At 60.4% G+C, this 15,087-nt stretch carries 25 protein-coding genes and 2 pseudogenes; 16 read left to right on the top strand and 11 right to left on the bottom strand.

Annotated features, from left to right (window positions below):
* Nucleotides 1-34: 34 nt before the first annotated feature.
* Together HLH21_RS12600 and HLH21_RS12595 are read left to right on the top strand one after the other, a co-directional pair.
* Complete coding sequence (locus HLH21_RS12600; RefSeq protein ID WP_182944108.1) at nucleotides 35-652, top strand: hypothetical protein; 618 nt, start codon at nucleotides 35-37, stop codon at nucleotides 650-652.
* A 1,190-nt stretch (nucleotides 653-1,842) separates the two neighbouring features.
* Nucleotides 1,843-2,907: pseudogene (locus HLH21_RS12595) on the top strand (IS630 family transposase).
* A gap of 112 nt (nucleotides 2,908-3,019) precedes the next feature.
* Here the strand turns inward: HLH21_RS12595 and HLH21_RS12590 are convergent.
* The 8 genes from HLH21_RS12590 to HLH21_RS12555 all read right to left on the bottom strand — a co-directional run bounded on the left by HLH21_RS12590 (nucleotide 3,020) and on the right by HLH21_RS12555 (nucleotide 7,300).
* Nucleotides 3,020-3,460, bottom strand: coding sequence for a hypothetical protein (locus HLH21_RS12590; protein ID WP_182944107.1), 441 nt, complete (start codon nucleotides 3,458-3,460; stop codon nucleotides 3,020-3,022).
* Nucleotides 3,438-3,626, bottom strand: coding sequence for a hypothetical protein (locus tag HLH21_RS12585; RefSeq protein WP_182944106.1), 189 nt, complete (start codon nucleotides 3,624-3,626; stop codon nucleotides 3,438-3,440). The genes HLH21_RS12590 and HLH21_RS12585 overlap by 23 nt, the downstream gene beginning before the upstream one ends.
* Nucleotides 3,623-4,984, bottom strand: a complete 1,362-nt coding sequence (locus tag HLH21_RS12580; protein WP_182944105.1) for a helicase RepA family protein — start codon at nucleotides 4,982-4,984, stop codon at nucleotides 3,623-3,625. The genes HLH21_RS12585 and HLH21_RS12580 overlap by 4 nt, the downstream gene beginning before the upstream one ends.
* 8 nt (nucleotides 4,985-4,992) lie before the next feature.
* Nucleotides 4,993-5,958, bottom strand: a complete 966-nt coding sequence (locus tag HLH21_RS12575; protein ID WP_182944104.1) for a CHC2 zinc finger domain-containing protein — start codon at nucleotides 5,956-5,958, stop codon at nucleotides 4,993-4,995.
* A 35-nt stretch (nucleotides 5,959-5,993) separates the two neighbouring features.
* Nucleotides 5,994-6,212: a hypothetical protein gene (locus HLH21_RS12570; RefSeq protein WP_182944103.1), complete on the bottom strand. Its 219-nt coding sequence runs from the start codon at nucleotides 6,210-6,212 to the stop codon at nucleotides 5,994-5,996.
* Nucleotides 6,209-6,487 (bottom strand): hypothetical protein, encoded by a 279-nt coding sequence (locus HLH21_RS12565; RefSeq protein WP_182944102.1) that lies wholly within the window; start codon nucleotides 6,485-6,487, stop codon nucleotides 6,209-6,211. The genes HLH21_RS12570 and HLH21_RS12565 overlap by 4 nt, the downstream gene beginning before the upstream one ends.
* On the bottom strand, nucleotides 6,484-6,888 hold the full coding sequence (locus HLH21_RS12560; RefSeq protein WP_182944101.1) for a RusA family crossover junction endodeoxyribonuclease: 405 nt from the start codon (nucleotides 6,886-6,888) through the stop codon (nucleotides 6,484-6,486). The genes HLH21_RS12565 and HLH21_RS12560 overlap by 4 nt, the downstream gene beginning before the upstream one ends.
* A 118-nt stretch (nucleotides 6,889-7,006) precedes the next feature.
* A complete protein-coding gene (locus HLH21_RS12555) occupies nucleotides 7,007-7,300 on the bottom strand; it encodes a hypothetical protein (RefSeq protein WP_182944100.1) in 294 nt (97 codons plus the stop codon).
* Nucleotides 7,301-7,401: 101 nt separating this feature from the next.
* On the opposite strand from HLH21_RS12555, the gene HLH21_RS12550 reads away from it, so the two are divergent.
* On the top strand, nucleotides 7,402-7,680 hold the full coding sequence (locus HLH21_RS12550) for a hypothetical protein (protein ID WP_182944099.1): 279 nt from the start codon (nucleotides 7,402-7,404) through the stop codon (nucleotides 7,678-7,680).
* Between the two features lie 451 nt (nucleotides 7,681-8,131).
* Here the strand turns inward: HLH21_RS12550 and HLH21_RS12545 are convergent, their stop codons facing one another.
* Both HLH21_RS12545 and HLH21_RS12540 read right to left on the bottom strand, forming a co-directional pair.
* Nucleotides 8,132-8,293: a hypothetical protein gene (locus tag HLH21_RS12545; RefSeq protein WP_182944098.1), complete on the bottom strand. Its 162-nt coding sequence runs from the start codon at nucleotides 8,291-8,293 to the stop codon at nucleotides 8,132-8,134.
* Entirely contained in the window at nucleotides 8,290-8,529 is a 240-nt protein-coding gene (locus HLH21_RS12540; RefSeq protein WP_182944097.1) for a carph-isopro domain-containing protein, read from the bottom strand. The genes HLH21_RS12545 and HLH21_RS12540 overlap by 4 nt, the downstream gene beginning before the upstream one ends.
* A 62-nt stretch (nucleotides 8,530-8,591) precedes the next feature.
* Here HLH21_RS12540 and HLH21_RS12535 point away from each other — a divergent pair, with 62 nt between their 5' ends.
* The 3 genes from HLH21_RS12535 to HLH21_RS12525 all read left to right on the top strand — a co-directional run bounded on the left by HLH21_RS12535 (nucleotide 8,592) and on the right by HLH21_RS12525 (nucleotide 9,728).
* Nucleotides 8,592-9,215: a helix-turn-helix domain-containing protein gene (locus HLH21_RS12535; protein WP_182944096.1), complete on the top strand. Its 624-nt coding sequence runs from the start codon at nucleotides 8,592-8,594 to the stop codon at nucleotides 9,213-9,215.
* Between the two features lie 161 nt (nucleotides 9,216-9,376).
* Nucleotides 9,377-9,595, top strand: coding sequence for an Arc family DNA-binding protein (locus tag HLH21_RS12530; RefSeq protein WP_182944095.1), 219 nt, complete (start codon nucleotides 9,377-9,379; stop codon nucleotides 9,593-9,595).
* Nucleotides 9,588-9,728 (top strand): hypothetical protein, encoded by a 141-nt coding sequence (locus HLH21_RS12525; protein WP_182944094.1) that lies wholly within the window; start codon nucleotides 9,588-9,590, stop codon nucleotides 9,726-9,728. The genes HLH21_RS12530 and HLH21_RS12525 overlap by 8 nt, the downstream gene beginning before the upstream one ends.
* A gap of 194 nt (nucleotides 9,729-9,922) precedes the next feature.
* Here the strand turns inward: HLH21_RS12525 and HLH21_RS12520 are convergent, their stop codons facing one another.
* Nucleotides 9,923-10,267: an Arc family DNA-binding protein gene (locus HLH21_RS12520; RefSeq protein WP_246379694.1), complete on the bottom strand. Its 345-nt coding sequence runs from the start codon at nucleotides 10,265-10,267 to the stop codon at nucleotides 9,923-9,925.
* A 122-nt stretch (nucleotides 10,268-10,389) separates the two neighbouring features.
* On the opposite strand from HLH21_RS12520, the gene HLH21_RS12515 reads away from it, so the two are divergent.
* The 10 genes and pseudogenes from HLH21_RS12515 to HLH21_RS17050 all read left to right on the top strand — a co-directional run.
* Nucleotides 10,390-10,560: a hypothetical protein gene (locus HLH21_RS12515; RefSeq protein WP_182944092.1), complete on the top strand. Its 171-nt coding sequence runs from the start codon at nucleotides 10,390-10,392 to the stop codon at nucleotides 10,558-10,560.
* A gap of 19 nt (nucleotides 10,561-10,579) precedes the next feature.
* The gene (locus HLH21_RS12510; protein ID WP_182944091.1) at nucleotides 10,580-11,458 is read left to right on the top strand and encodes a KilA-N domain-containing protein; all 879 of its coding nucleotides are present in this window, start codon (nucleotides 10,580-10,582) and stop codon (nucleotides 11,456-11,458) included.
* Nucleotides 11,458-12,000, top strand: a complete 543-nt coding sequence (locus HLH21_RS12505) for a hypothetical protein (protein WP_182944090.1) — start codon at nucleotides 11,458-11,460, stop codon at nucleotides 11,998-12,000. Before HLH21_RS12510 ends, HLH21_RS12505 begins: the two co-directional genes overlap by 1 nt.
* Nucleotides 12,001-12,037: 37 nt before the next feature.
* Nucleotides 12,038-12,664 carry a hypothetical protein gene (locus HLH21_RS12500; protein ID WP_182944089.1) on the top strand — a complete coding sequence of 209 codons (627 nt, stop codon included), beginning with the start codon at nucleotides 12,038-12,040 and terminating at the stop codon, nucleotides 12,662-12,664.
* Nucleotides 12,646-13,494 carry a hypothetical protein gene (locus HLH21_RS12495; RefSeq protein WP_182944088.1) on the top strand — a complete coding sequence of 283 codons (849 nt, stop codon included), beginning with the start codon at nucleotides 12,646-12,648 and terminating at the stop codon, nucleotides 13,492-13,494. The genes HLH21_RS12500 and HLH21_RS12495 overlap by 19 nt, the downstream gene beginning before the upstream one ends.
* Nucleotides 13,491-13,763, top strand: coding sequence for a hypothetical protein (locus HLH21_RS12490; RefSeq protein ID WP_182944087.1), 273 nt, complete (start codon nucleotides 13,491-13,493; stop codon nucleotides 13,761-13,763). Before HLH21_RS12495 ends, HLH21_RS12490 begins: the two co-directional genes overlap by 4 nt.
* The gene (locus HLH21_RS12485; protein WP_182944086.1) at nucleotides 13,763-13,951 is read left to right on the top strand and encodes a hypothetical protein; all 189 of its coding nucleotides are present in this window, start codon (nucleotides 13,763-13,765) and stop codon (nucleotides 13,949-13,951) included. Before HLH21_RS12490 ends, HLH21_RS12485 begins: the two co-directional genes overlap by 1 nt.
* A gap of 20 nt (nucleotides 13,952-13,971) precedes the next feature.
* Nucleotides 13,972-14,562, top strand: a complete 591-nt coding sequence (locus HLH21_RS12480; protein WP_182944085.1) for a hypothetical protein — start codon at nucleotides 13,972-13,974, stop codon at nucleotides 14,560-14,562.
* The gene (locus HLH21_RS12475) at nucleotides 14,559-14,840 is read left to right on the top strand and encodes a hypothetical protein (protein WP_182944084.1); all 282 of its coding nucleotides are present in this window, start codon (nucleotides 14,559-14,561) and stop codon (nucleotides 14,838-14,840) included. The genes HLH21_RS12480 and HLH21_RS12475 overlap by 4 nt, the downstream gene beginning before the upstream one ends.
* Nucleotides 14,841-14,880: 40 nt before the next feature.
* Nucleotides 14,881-15,000: pseudogene (locus HLH21_RS17050) on the top strand (ClpX C4-type zinc finger protein); the annotation flags it as partial.
* Between the last annotated feature and the right edge of the window lie 87 nt (nucleotides 15,001-15,087).

Below are 15,087 nucleotides of genomic sequence, written 5' to 3'. Positions count from 1 at the left end.
CGCGGCGGGTGTGAAGCTCTATAGGAAGTAAATTATGTCAATAATTACGCTTAAGATTATATCTGGAATATTCGGACTTTTAATTTTTGGTATCTGCTCTTTTATCCTAAGGCGTACTTTATCAACAAGACACCAACAGGAACAGCAATCCCAAGAAACGATCCTAGAATCACAAGATCAACCACATTATGGCTTCTGGAGGTCGGCCTGGACTGTTGCAGGTTCTGCTTTTGGCGCATGTTTGGCCCTCTCAACTGTAATCGGCCCCCTTTGGCCAACGGAGCTTTCTTTCGACTCTTCCAATCTATATCAAATCGGAAGTTTTGGCGCACCGTTCGAATTAAAAAACAATAGCATATTATTTCCAATAAAGATATTTGGAGGACATTGCAAAATAATAAAAGCTTCTTACTCTGGAATACAAATAGACAACAGCACATTTGAAAGATCAATAGATGAACAAATAATTGATTCCGGCTCAGCAAGGTCGTTTGATTGCCGAGCCATTTCTGCTCCAATGCAACCACAATACGCGAAAATGACCGTCCAAATGGACTATGGATATGTCGGCCTCCCTTGGATTAAGCGTTCGACGCTCAGTGACATTCTCATATGGGATCACGGTCGCTTTTCTCTAGGAGATCCTATCTAGCAATTGATCTCCATGCGGCGCCGTTTCCACTCCCGCCCCAGCGGCCTTTTCTTGCGCCTAAATGCGTGCGTACCTGCGCGGGCCAATCTGGGCGAAATCCCCCAGACCGCCACCCATAAACGGCAGTTTTCTGCCGGGTTACACGGTGGGCGCGAGGGTGTACGCCCGCCGGGCTAAACCTGGCCGAAATCAGATGGGGGCACCCTGAAATTGGCAGGAGTCTGCGGACGATGGGCTGGAGTCGCCCTGCCGGGCGGCGGGGTGTCCACTAGGTCGACCTCAGCCCTCAACCTCCGGCACATCCCCCACGGCCGCCAGGATCTCCGGCTCGCCATAATCCCCCGTGTCCTCGTCGACCATAGACCGCACTAGGTGCGCGCGGACGACTAGCGTGCCACTAGTCGCGACCTTCTCGGCTCGGTACGTCCCTCCCTCGACATCGCGGTCAAGCCGGCTCGGCCGGCACGCAACCCGATATCGAACCAGATTGAAGCGGCGCTAGGGGGAGGATCGGAAGCCGCCTATCACCGGTTCGGAGTCGAGATTTCCCACAGCTGTGTGGCGAACGGGGGATCCTGAACATGCAGGCACAAAAGAGATCGGTAACCAACCTGATCTGGTGTCCTACTGGTCACTTTCCACTGCGCGCAAAATTTATGCCACGACTCTACAAAATTTTCCGACATAGATAAGAAAATCAGGTTGCGAAAACCAATATCGAGCTAGCGTAACGGTTATGTTGGAAGGATATATTGAATGAATACACATTGGTTCCGTTTGTTTTCTGCTCTATTTCTGTCTGTTTTCCTGGTTTCTTGTAGTGACGAACATTCCGCCACATCAGATGCCAAATATCCCGTGCAGACAGCCGCTGAGAGTTGTGCTGCTTCCGTGTTGCAGGGAAACCCAACTTACGTTCTGAGCGGGGTCCCGTATGTTGTTTCGGGTGATACGCTCAGGGTCGGAGATTCTGTGAATAGCAGCGCGACTATTGTCACCTTGCCCGCCGTAGCTATCCCTTCTGATGGAGGAGTTCGCGGAAGAACGTGGCAGGCCTGCATGCAAACCAAAGGACTCCGGGTGTCCCTGCCGAAATAATAGCGTTATACCAAAGGACGTGGCCACTGACTCGTGTGTGAAGTGACGAATGGCTCGGGCTCTGATTCTCTTGATGGGGGAGGATCTGGCTGATGACGAGGGCGGTGAAGCTACGGGATGACTATTCGGCTTCTGATCTGAGGCGACTTGCGGCGCGCAGTCGGCAGGTGAACGCTGCGCGCCGGCTTCTGGCCCTGGCGGCGATCCGTGACGGGGCCAGCCGGACGGACGCCGCCCGCGTGGGTGGTATGGACCGCCAGACGCTGCGGGACTGGGTGCACCGCTTCAATGCCGAAGGGCCGGATGGCCTGCGCGATCATCAGCACGCAGGGCCGGCCTGCCGCTTGAACGCCGCACAGCAGGTCGAATTGAAGGCCCTGGTGGAGGCGGGCCCGGATCGGCAGCGCGATGGTGTGGTGCGCTGGCGCCGGATCGATCTGCAACGCGTGATCGAAGAGCGCTTCGGCGTCGTCTACCACGAACGGCACGTTTCCACCTTGCTGAAACGGCTCGGTTTTTCCTATATCACCGCCCGGCCGCGCCATCCGGGACAGGATCCTGCCGTCATGGAAGCGTTCAAAAAAACTTCCCCCGCATCCTGAGCGCTCATACCGGCCATCTGCCGAAGGGAAAACCGGTCGAGATCTGGTTCCAGGACGAGGCCCGGATCGGCCAGAAGAATGGCATCGTTCGACAATGGGCCCGGCGCGGCACGCGGCCACGCCAGCCGGCCGACCAGCGCTACGACAATGCCTGGCTGTTCGGGGCGATCTGCCCGGCGCGCGGCAAGGCCGCCGGCCTGGCGCTGCCGTTCATCGGTACCGCCAGCATGCAATTGCATATCGAGGAAATCTCGCGCTGCCCGCGCTGCCCACGCTGTCGTGCTGCTCGATCGAGCAGGGTGGCATACCACCGACAAGCTGAAGCTGCCCCGCAATATCAGCCTGATCTTCCTGCCGTCCCGCGCTCCCGAACTGAACCCGGTCGAGAATATCTGGCAGTTCCTTCGCGCCAACTGGCTGTCCAACACCGTCTTCGACGGCATCGATCACATCATCGACGCCGCCTGTTCCGCTTGGAATAATCTTGCCGCCCTGCCTGACACCATCCGGTCGATCGGACTCAGAAAGTGGGCTCACACAGGTCTGTATCTATAACCGTTGGTATTACAGGCGCAGGAGCCTCTACATATCGACGAGGGCTCCCCCCCATTATCTCATCTCCCCATCCCGTAATTCCCGGACATAGGCTCATCGCTACCGTGCAGTCCTATCTCGCCAGCCTCAGCTCATCCGCGATCCGATCCAGCCCCTCTGCCAGCCGCGAAACGCCCATATGCCGGTCCGGGAACTCGCCGCGCACCAGGCGCATGATCTGGGTCCGCGCCTTCGACGGAACGACGCTCATCAGTTCGTTGTAATGCCGCCAAGCATGCCCCTCCTGCTCATCGTCCTCGGGTGACGACAGGTCGACCCCACGGGCCCCCAGATCGGCCACGACGCGAGGGCGCCCGAACGCCAACGCATACAGCCGGCAGACCTCGTGACCGGCATCGGCCTGACGACGCGTCAGGGCATCGATATCGACGTAGAAGGACAGCACGCAGTTATCCAGCATGCGATCGGCGCCGACCTCGCGGTCGTACACCCGCCGGCGCGCCAGCATCGCGGGACCGTCAGTGCCTCGGTCAGCTTTTTGCATGTGCGTCATTCGATTTCCTCAGTCGTTTCGCCATCTGGCGCAGAAGATGTTCCAGTTCGGACTTCTCGGTGTGGAACTGCTCCGGGTCGCGTCGGTCGGGGATCAGGCGCCGGAGACGGGTGGCGATGTTCTCGATCTGGATGGGGTCGATCTCGCGCGCTCTGTTGGCGGTCATTCTTCGTCTCCGTCGTCGGAAGGGTAGGTCGCGGCCAACTGACGCATTTCAGACATTTTGTCGGGAGAGACGGTGATGCAGCCGGTCATTCTGCGCTGAAGCGCGGAAGATCGATATTCTCCCTCAATGAAAACGCCATTCTCTTTCCACGTCTTCAGGATCTTCGACGCCTGATCCTCAGACTTTCCGGTAAACTCCACGATGACGTGCCCGGCCCATCGGTCCTTCGCCTGCTTGGCAAGCGCATATTTCTCTCCCGGAGAGGGGCCGCGATCGATCTGTTCGAGGATCTTGACGATCAGCGGAGGAGGGAAATCATCCCATACCTTGGGCGGATCCCACGGCTCGACCGACTGAACACTGTCACCGTCCGGATATTCCTCGGTCGCGTTCCCGATGTTGATACCGACGAGCTGGTACCATTCGGCCTCTGTGGCGGATGGCCCCATGTTGGCCTTCGCGTTGTCCAGGCGCACATAGGACCGGCGCTTGTCGTCCGCTATGTTCAGCTTGGCCGCCTCATCCTTCGACATGGCCGACAGGGTGGACATGACCCGCGCGGCCCCCTGGATCGCCCCGGCGCCACGGAAGGCTTCGCTGTCGCCGGCCTGGCCGCCCTTGCGGAAATGGTGGACCAGCCAGACCGCACATTCGGCGCGGTGGGCGACCTGGCCCCACAAAGCCATCACCATGTTCATCTCGTCGTTCCGGTTCTCCTCGGCGTAGTGCGACTGCACGAACGGATCGACCACAAGGAGCGCGATCTGGCGCCGCTGAAGTTCGGCGACGAGATCATCGACGACGGGCGACGCCACCAGGTTGCCGCCCTCATCGCGCGTGGCGATGATCAGCGGCTTGTCGCGCCCGCTGTCGATGTAGACGGTATCCTTGATCGTCTCGTAGGCGATCTTGTGATGCATGATCGCGGCTTTGACGCGGCGGCGCATCTCTTCTTCGGGGTCTTCCAGGTTGTAGAACCAGACGGCCCCGGTCTTGTGGACCCGATGGAACGTCCCCGGGGTGAGGGGATTGGGAGAAAGCAAGGAACGGCCTGTTGCCACCGACATCCCCACGACCATGGTATACGCCGTTTTGCCCACACCCCCGGGGCTGCCCAGGACCGAGACGAAGCCCCTGAGCAATTCACGACCGTACAGCCAGCGCCGAGGCGGGATGCTCTCCAGGTCAAGATTCGCCAGGGGTGTTGCCTGGATCTCGCCTTCAGAGGCTTCCCGGCGCGGACTGACGTCGTTGCGGTAGGCCAGTGGCCGAATGCCGTCCGGGTCGACCGGTTCCGGAGCCGGCGCACCAGCCACATAGCGCTCGATGTCTGCGAGTTGATCGAAGTCGAAATCCATTGGGTCGCTCAATGCACGACCCTCCGCATGATGACGTCGTTCCAGTCCTTCGCCTCGCGCGGCGTGATGATGTCGACGTCGGCCCCCGCCTTCGTCCAGCGTGCCGCGCAGGTGCGGGCCGCGCGCAGGCCGTGTCCGTTCTCATCCCGGTCGGCATAGATGGACAGCTTTTGGATCGCAGGATGCGGCGGCAGCCTCTCAATGCCGCCTGCCGTTGCGCAGGCCCACATCGGGATATTGCGCAGGTGCTGCTGGACGGACAGGGCCGTCTCGATACCCTCGGCGATGCCAAGGGCGCCGGCTATCTCGGTCTGACGCTCCAGGCAGATGATCCCGGCCCGACCGAGCATCATCTTGTCCTGGCCATCCGCCTTTCCGCTGCCGTCGGTGCGTAGAAAAGTCCGGTGAAGTCCGCACGGTTCGAACGTGACCGGGTCGATCATCATGGCGACCATCGCGGGCAGCCGCTCCCGCCGTCCGCGTGGGCACGCCGGATGGAAGCGCAGATAGCCGGTATCGGGCGTCAGGGAGAGGCGCCGCGTGCCAAGATAGACCTCGACCGGCGTCCCTGCGGGATCGCGGCTTTCCTGCCACAAGGAAAACGCGAACTGCTGATTGCGCTTGACGACCTCGTCGTTTGCCTCATGCGACAGGCAGACTTCCGGCGCCGGCGCGCCAACCGGCATGCTGGTGATGCCGAAACTGCCGAAGGGCGGCTGCATACCTGCTTCCTGCGCCAGCGTGTTCACCGCTTCCTGGAACGAGCAGCCGCAGCAATGCTGCAGCCAGGAGAATGCATCCCCACCCGCGCCGCAGCCGAAGCAGTGATAGCCGCTTTCGTAGACCGCGAACGATGGGTTTCGTTCGGAATGGAACGGGCACAGCCCCTGGAAGCAGCGCCCGACCCGGCGCAGGCGCACCGTCCGGCCGATCAGGGAGGCAAGCGGATTCCGGGCCCGGATCTCGTCCAGCACCGCATCGGGAACCCGAGAGGGGAGATGCGACGCTCTCATGCGTTACCCTCATCGACCTGTTCGAAGTAGGTGACGCGCCGCAACCCGGCGGCCTTGAGGACTGCGGGAGGGATCGGCCGTCGATCGCAAAGGGCATCAGACACATCCTGCTCACGGATCCCGTGCGCCTGCGCGAAATTACGCTGACTGCCGTATTCCTTGATCTTCTCGCGAACGATCCGGAAGGCATCCACCAGGTCGAGGCGCCGCGTCATCGCATCATCCTCGCGCGCTGGGCTTCGGCACGCGCCACTTGCTCCGGCGTCGGCCGGCGCTGGTAACGGGGCGCGCGGCCCTTCTGTGACGAGGCGGAGGACGGCTGCACCTTGAGGCTCAGGAACTCGCCGCTACGGTCGTCCTTCACCCAGGCGCTGATTTCCATTTCGCGGCCGCCGACGTGGATCGTGCCAACGTAGTCGGGGGCCTTGTCCGACTGCCGGTGCTTGTTCAGGAACAGGGCGCCGGCGTTGTCGCGTTGCTGGTCGCTCATGCCGGCATCACCGTCAGGCAGATGCCCGGTGCCTCCGCATAGCGGCGCACGATGTGCAGCTCGTCGACCTGGGCATCGTCGCGCCACACGATCCCGTTCAGAGCGTCGAGAGCGGCCTTGCTGATATTGTCAACGTCGGGCCGCCCAGTGGCGCGCAGGGAGCCGTCCAGAGCGGCCTGGCGCTTCTTCTTCGACCAACTCGCCGGCACTGCCACATCGATGCGCATGTCCACCCGTAGGGGACAGTCCAGGACCGGCTGGCCGACCTGGTCGATCGCGCATTGCCGAATCCATGCCTCGGCGTTCAGCGTCTTGCTGTCCGTGTAGGTGCGGCCGTTACCGAAGCGCGGTCGGCCCTTGCCGACGGCCGCGCCGGGGATGGTGATCGTCAGCGCCGTCATCGCCGCGCCCTCCTGCGCCAGACGCGGGCGCGTTCCCGGGCGTGTTCAGCCTTCTCGATGGCCGAACGCTCGACGTCCTGCCACCATTCTTGCATCCGCAAACAGAACCATTTCCAGATCATGCAGCCTCATTTCGGAGCGCATCCAGCCGGACACGTATCAAATCGGCTTCGGCGTCCAGACGGCGCGCCTCAGCTTCCAGGTGGGCCGCGAAACGCGCGCGCACGCTCAGCCATTCGGCCGCCGTGACACTGCGGATTTCGCGATAGAGACAGGCGCGGACACGACGTTCCGTCAGGCCGAGAACTCGCGCAGCCTCGTGGATCGCAGCCTTGATGCCGCGACCTTTGCGGCGGCTCTCGACGGTCTGCGATACGAGGTCCGAAAATTCTTCGACGACGGCTTCGGTCATTTCCGCGCCCTTGGGCTCAGTACTCCACGCCATTGGACAGATCCTGCTGCAAGTTCCGGGTTGTCGAGACCATCGGAGCCACAGACAGGATGCGAGGTGACGTGGAAAAAACTGAAAAACAGAACGGCGACGCGGCGGGACAATCCGTCCTCGACCGCATCGACGCCGCGCTGATCGGGCTCGCTCATATGCGGGCCCGCGTCGGCGTATACGAATACATCCCGGCTGCCCGGCTGAGCACCAACCTCAGCCGCGCGATCCTGTCGCCGACCCTCTGCGTCATGCCGGCCGTTCCCATGCCGCCGACCATGGCGCGGCAGATCGAGGCCCTGAACGCGTCCCTGCGCCGGGCCGGAGCCGTCACGGAAGCGGATGGCTGATGCGCCGGCCGGCATCATTGCCTGCATCGGTCATTCTCGGTGACACTCGGGGTGCGCGGAGGAGTCGGAAGCTCCCCCGCGCTTTCACCATCTGCCAACACAGAGGATGAACTGGTATGGCAACTGAAGTCCCCGGCACAAAAGCAGCACTTATCTGGCAAATCGCGATGTCGATTGCTCGCAGCGAAAACAGGGCAAGCGACGGAGTGTTCCACTCCGGAAGAGGTCGATCTGAAGGGGCTCCCGTCGCCGACCGCGCGTACCTCGTGTCTCTTTTCACGGATGCTGCTCAGACAGTCCACCAACTCTCCGACTGAACCGGTCGACAGGAAGCATGAAACTGCCGAAGCCATCTTAACGGTGGCTTCGAGCGTCGATTGGTAGTCCTGCAACTCAGGCGTGATCTCGCGCGCGATCTTCCAAGCTTCGAGAGGAATGCAGATTTCGTTCATCACCCTACCTTCGACATCTTGTTGACATGGATCGTGACCGTGAAAAGGCGGCGGCGTCTGGTCAGGAGCCGCAGGACCCATTCGAAAGCGCGTGGCACATGCAAACCCAGGGACAGAGCGCCGTAGTCGCAGACGAAGCCGATGAACCAGCCATGGGTCATGGGCGCGGCTCCGGCATTGCCACGGCATCGGTCGGCGGGAAGAAGTCGTTGGGGGTCAGATAGACCGGTGGGTCCAGACGGCGGGCGGCCTCGATGATCTGGGGGATGCGCTTGGAGGGGACGCGGCCCGTTTGGGTCCAGCCCCACACGGTGCCTTGGGATGTGCTGAGGTGGCGCGCCAAGTCAGTTTGACCACCGAAAAGCGCGATAACGGAAATTACCGGATCGTGAGACATATTCCGGTATTACCGGTTTTATCCGGTTGGCGTCAACCGATTTTGGCGGTTAGACTTCGGCCATGAAACGTGAGCGTAAGCCTGAGGATGATTACCTTTATACTCGCCCCCTGCGCGCAGGTGAGGATGCGGCGGGAGTGGGGGAAGCTATTGCGGCTATCCGCAAGCGCATGGGTTGGACCCAACAGCAGCTTGCTGATGCTCTCCGCGTCTCTCAATCTACGATTACGGATTGGGAAAGGGGAAAAACGCGGCCGAGCGGCCGCATCGCGCAGCGCCTAGTCAAGGCTTTGGGCGATGAAATACGCCCGTACCTGAGGGCCCCCGCTCCCCTTGCTAGCGAGCGTGATGCTCGCATATTTAAGCCAGATTTTCACGACAGATTTGACGATTTAAGTAGAAGAGATCAATTCGATATCTTCGCCAAAAGAATGGAAGACGAATACAAAAGAAATAATATAGAAATTTCTTTATCTGATTTTTCTATTGATGCCATCACCATTTGGTTTCGCCTAGTTGGTTTTTATTCGAGAACTTCTAATGCTGGCTTTGAGTTGCGAGTAGACGAGGCGATCGAGGAGCAAGTCTCCTATCACATTGAGGCGAAGCAGAAAGAGGATGAGCTGAGACGGCGCGTACGACAGGAGTTGATAGAGGAGGCGAAGTTGGAGAAAAAACCGGAATAGACCGGTTACCGGTTTTTTAGTTTGACACGAATCAGGTATCCGGTAAATGATCGCCCTATCAGCCACCGCTGGTGGGGTTTTTCGTCTCAGGACGCGGGCCTCCGCTGGCATGGCTGACCAGTTTCAATTGCCATGGGGCCAAGATGTCGGATCGATATCGAATGCCGGAGGCGTCGCGGGTCTATCTCCGCATCCCTCCTGACCTGCGCGAATGGCTCGAAGCCAGGGCCGCAGGTCGTGTGCGCAGCCTGAACGCGCACATTACGGACCTTCTCGAAGAGGCCCGCGAACAGGAAACAGCAGCGAGGAACGCCGGCAAGCTTCCCCTCGCTGCTGCCCGTATCACCAATCCGCAAGCTGGAGAGCCCGCCAATGGGTAGCCGCTTCTATATCATGCCGCCGGGCGCGGGGGCAAACGACCTGGCGCGCGCCGTGCCCACGCTCCGCGCGATGCTGCTCGTCGGCGCGTCGGTGTTCGTCACCACCCTCTATGTGCTGGGGGCTGTGCGATGACCAAGGTAATCGCGCCCTGCATGGTCGAGGGTGAACCCCGCATCTTGGATACGGACTTGGCGACCCGGCTGGGTTTTGATCGCCCGCGCGATATCCGCAAGCTCACCAAGCGCTGGGAAGCAGAACCGGGCCATATGGGTCAACGCGCCACGGTGGTGCGTCGCTCCGAAAATAGCGGCCTGATGACAAGCCCCCTATCCGCGTCGCTTTGTCGTCTTAATCATCCTCTGACGAAGCATATCGAGAATGTCTTCGTCAGTAAGCCCTTGCGAAAGGACATCTAGTTCCATCTGCCTGTTATAGTAATTGTCAGCAGCGACCAAATCGTCATGCATTTTTTCTTCTTGCTCTTCGAAGATTTTCTTCTGATCTTCCCAGTGCTCTCTTTGAAAATCATCGTGCTCAATGGACCGTCGCAGCCTCTGCACTATCTCAGCATTCATAGAATGTGATCGCGCATCAGCCTCCTTCTGGAGTCTCTCAAAGAGATCCTTCGGGATACGTAGGTTGAAGCGGCGGTAGCGGTCATCGTCACTCATGGAATCATGATGGCACATCTTGTGTGCTTTTTTCTATTGCACATAAATTGTGCTATGGCATATGTGATGTGCCATCGGCAAAGGAGGTGCAAATCACCACACCATTCAGGGAGTGTCCTCGGATGACATTGCGGCTTAGGCCGGATGTTTATGAAGCGCTCAAGCGATCGGCCGCGACAAGTGTGCGTAGCCTAACAGCCGAGATCAACGAACTGCTCTGTGCAGTTCTTCTCGAAACAGAAAAGGCATCGGGTCCGGCCCTGGAAAGCAGCCCCGATGCCTCTCAGCAATGACCACGGAAGGACATCACAGATGAGCCATAGCACATCGCTAACTATTGTTTCCACCTCGGTTCGGCAGGATGCCGAAGGCCGTTACTGCCTGAATGATTGCCACCGCGCGGCCGGCGGACTGAGCAAGGACGCACCTTCTCAGTGGTTCCGCACGGACGCCGCCAAGAAGCTGGTGGCGGAGCTTGAAAAGGAGGGCATCTGCGAAAATGCACATGCCCCGATCAGCACGGTAAACGACGGCAAGAACAACGGAACCTACGCCGTCAAGGAACTGATCTATGCCTACGCCATGTGGATCAGCCCGGCGTTCCACCTGACCGTCATCCGGGCATTCGACGCCCTGGTGCGGGGCGAAGACCCGACACCCAAGCCCAAGACCCCTCGTGCACCGGCGCTGATCGGCCCGCGCCGCCAGACGCTTGGGCTGATCGAGCTTTACACCCGTGTCAACGAGATGCGCGGCCTCGACCGGAATGCGGCGCTCATCTCCGCGAACGACCGCGCGAGGGTGAAGACGGGCATCAATCTGTTCGAGGAAGCGGGGCCGGTCCGCATGGAAACGCCGGACCAGGAACCGGTGATGAATGTCACCGCCATCGCCGCGGCGATCGGTGGCGTGAGCAATCGGCGCATCAATCTGGTGCTGATCGAGATGGCCTGTCAGGTCAAAGGCGGAAAGGGCTCGCGCTGCCCTTATGAGGCAACCGATCTCGGGAAGCCGCACGCGCGCGTGGTCGATTCCCCGCGCAAGAATGCTTCCGGCTTCTCGCAGGAGCTTCTGTGGAAGCCGTCGATCATCCCCTTGATCAAGGCTCACCTTGCCGGCGCGGCATCGCCCTACGCCGCCGTCGCGCTGGCGGCCGATACCGATCTGGTGCCGCTGGGAGGGCTGCTGTGATGGACCGCGCCAAACTTCTTCATGCCGCGATGGTCAACGGCCACCCCGTGCGGTTCTACAAAACGCCGCACGACGAGGGGCAGTATCCGTGGCATGACCACGAGGCCCTGCTTACCGCCATAGGCTTCGATCCCGATGACAGCGCGCCGATCATCGCGGATACCATACAGGCGGCACCGTCCTTGATCGTGCGTGTCATTTGCCCGGCAACGACGCGTCAGGTCGTCATTGCCGACAACATGCTCGCGAACACCCTATTCAGCACCGCGCCGATCGGCATGCCGTTCATTTCCAGCGGGTTCGGTGAATACCGCGACGCGCTGGCGGAGGCAGTCGGGTTGCTGACCGGCGCCCTGCGTGACCCGGAAGACCGGGCCACATGGCTGACCAACGCCTGGCTGCACGATCAGGGCAAGCAGCAGATGCCGCCGGAATTGGAGCACGAACTCAGGCAGATGGCGCGGGTGACCGGGCGAACGCTCTTCGATCCGGGCAGCAACAAAGACGGCTCGCCGGCCGGCACGCGCTCCACCATCCACTGAATTCACAGGCCGCAAGGCCCAGCCAGGAACCATAGAAATGGTCAAGGTCAAGTCGCGCCCGAAGTGCGCCCAGAAGACGGCTGCGCCCGTCATTGTCGAAGATCAGATTGATGCGGCGATCGGCGCGGACGAAGCGCCGACGGCTGGCGATTTGGGCAGAACGCTTGCCCGCCTCGATGCCGAATGCTGCGCGCTGGATTGCTCTTCGGAGCGCGGTGACGTCTCCTACGAGGAAATACGAAAGCTCGAAAATAGCATAGACGATGTCTGGATGAAGATTGAAGGTGCGCCAGTCCGTTCTGTGGCTGATGCTGTCTCTGCGCTGATGTCTGTGAACATGGATCTGTTCAATATCGTCGAGAGCGATGGCGCCGATGTTGTCCGGACGCTGCCTGTCGTCCGTGAGATCGAGCGCATCATTCTGGCGATCTCGGCATTTTCTCACGTAGACCTGGCGAGCCAGGGCGGAAATTACCTTTTGGTCGGCTTTGATGAGCCAATTCTGAAACTGGGTGTCTTCGCCAAGTTCTGGTTGCGCCGGGCGCTCCGCGCAGGGTTCGTCTTCCAGGCCCTGAAGGATGGCGGCCTGACAGTCCATGGTCCCGTTTATGGGGATACATCCATCTCCACGAAGAGCTTCGCCGAGTGGACCAGAAGACCTTGAATAGCGTAGTGCGCCGTCAGGTCATTCTACAACTGCAACGTCAGGGACAGGCTCCCTCCAATGCTTTGGTCGACTCCTTGCTGGGTAACGACTGGTGGCTATCCAACACGGACTCGGAGCGCCTGCAGGTTTCAGATTCCGAGAAATATGCAGTGGCCAAAGGCGGGGATCAGATGCATCCGGACGCAGAACTGCTCGACGCCTGCCGCCAGTTCGACGCGATCGAGTGCCGATACCAAGCGGCATGGAAGGATGTCGAGACGCAGGAAGAATGGGAACGAGCCGAAAACGTATGCAAGGCCCCAGGCGGGATAGATGACGAACACGACAGGCTCAGGGCGTGCCTTGTGCGTCTGCATGCGACAACGCTCGAAGGTCACGTCGCGCGAGCCAAATCGCTGCGCCTCTTCGCTGACCATTTCTTTGAAGATGATGGTGACGACAAGTTCTCGGATGTGACCATCCGCAGCGCGATCCTTCGCGATCTGGTGCGGGATACGCAACCGGATCTTCGGCCGTCGCTCGACGCCAAATTGATCGAGCTTTGCGATCGGATCATCGCGCAGGAATTGGCAATGGATGTGGTCAATCCGGGCGGCGATATTCCGGGCGAAATGAAGGACGAGTTCTACCGCTTGGTCGAGCAGATGTGTGAACTGAAGGCCAGCACGCCAGAGGGGCACATGGCGCGCGTTCGCGCGATCGGCTGCGAAATGGTCAAGAACGGGAAGTTCCTCTACCACGCTTCGCCGGATGACAACATGGTCTTCGCGCTCGTCCGCGATGTCTTGGGCGTAAAGGAGCAGGACGATCAGGAGTGCGCGGTATGAGTGCCGAACTCGCTGCCGCATGGCAGGCCGGCCTCACGCCGCGTGGCCAGGGCGTTCGCCTGGCCGAGGTCATGGCTACCGCGCCGGACGCCGAGTTCCTGAAGCAGTTCCGGGCGGAACTGACCGACCTGTGCGCCCTGTGGGATGCCCTCGACTATCCGCCGCCGATCTGTCGCCTGTTCGCCATGGAGTTCGAGGGTGGCGCGATCTTCCACCGCCTTGCGCTCCGGCAGGACAGGATTGTGCACCAGCAGGCGGGGGCGGCGTAATGGGACGCCCCCGCAAGGAATGGCCGCAGCGCGAGATCGGCATCCTAGTCCGCATGCGCCGCGCCGGACACACCTGGAAGCAGATCGGTGATCGGCTGGGCAAGCAGCGCAACACCTGCCGACGGTTCTGGATCGAGGTGCTGGGCGGCACGACCGGCCGCATGATGAGGGGAGGCCAGGGACAATGAACAGAAAGAATACTGACGCCATGCGGCATGACGTCTTCAGCGCCCGGATGGCACCCCCGAGCAGGGCGCTACTGCCCGAACGCATCGACTGGAGCGCGGTGAAGTATCTGTGGGTCCAGGATGCGCTGGACGAGATCAACGCGCCGACCCTTTTCTTCCCGTGCGTCGTCTTCATGGACGACACATGGGCGTATCTGGCCCTGACAACGGACATCACCAGCGCGCGGCAATGCGTCGCACGTCTCGGCGCCGCTTACGACAAGCCGGTAAAAGACTGGACGAGGCCCGCGCCGGAAACGCTTGCGGATGAGAGTTTCCTCCACAGCGTGCGTGATCTGCTGCCTGCGGATCATGGGCGGGAAATCCCCGAACAGGAGCCAGAATGGGGTCCCGGCTGGGCCCAAACCGACGACCTGTTCCGAAACGGCGCGACAGACGCCGAGTTCATGCACGAACTCGCCGAGATGGAGCGCATCGCCCGGGAAACCTTTTCAGTGGATGGCATCAGCCAGGCCGATCTGAACATGGCCTTCCTCGCTATCCGGAAGGAGGCAGTCCATCGCTGGCTGATGCTCCACGTCGCTAATCCCCGACAGAAGGTCGCCTCATGAAAATCACCGTCGAAGTCGATCTTGAAGCCATCGGCAGAGCGATCGCAGATCATGCCTTGGTCGATGAAGAGGAAGGCATGGAAGCCATGGCCCTGATGCTGCGTGGCGCAGGCTTCGCCATCAGCATGTCCCGTGAAGGTGGCCCAGAGATCGAGAGTGCGACCTTCATCGTTGACGCCATCGCGCAGGCCGGCCGCCGCAGGACGATGGAAATCGTCCGGTCGATGGATAATCCGGGCCAGGTTCTGGACCTATTGAACGGAGAATGGATGCCGTGAACAACGCCCAGGAGGAGCACACGTCCCCGGAGGTGGAGAAATGAACGAAGCTCTGCGTTGCTCGTTCTGCGGAAAATCGCAGAATGAGGTGAAGAAGCTCATCGCCGCTCCGAATGCATTCATATGCGATGAATGCGTCGCAGTCTGCATCGATGTCATCACGACAGACAAGATAGAGAAAGCGGGCAAGAGGATCGCCGCACCCTTCGTCAAGATGATTTGGTGGGTGCGAGCCAAGAGGTCAAAG

This window comes from Gluconacetobacter johannae (assembly GCF_014174305.1).
In the GTDB taxonomy this organism is placed as follows: Bacteria; Pseudomonadota; Alphaproteobacteria; order Acetobacterales; family Acetobacteraceae; genus Gluconacetobacter; species Gluconacetobacter johannae.
The sequence above is the reverse complement of the archived record's forward strand: the minus strand, read 5'-3'. Positions and strand labels throughout refer to the sequence as shown.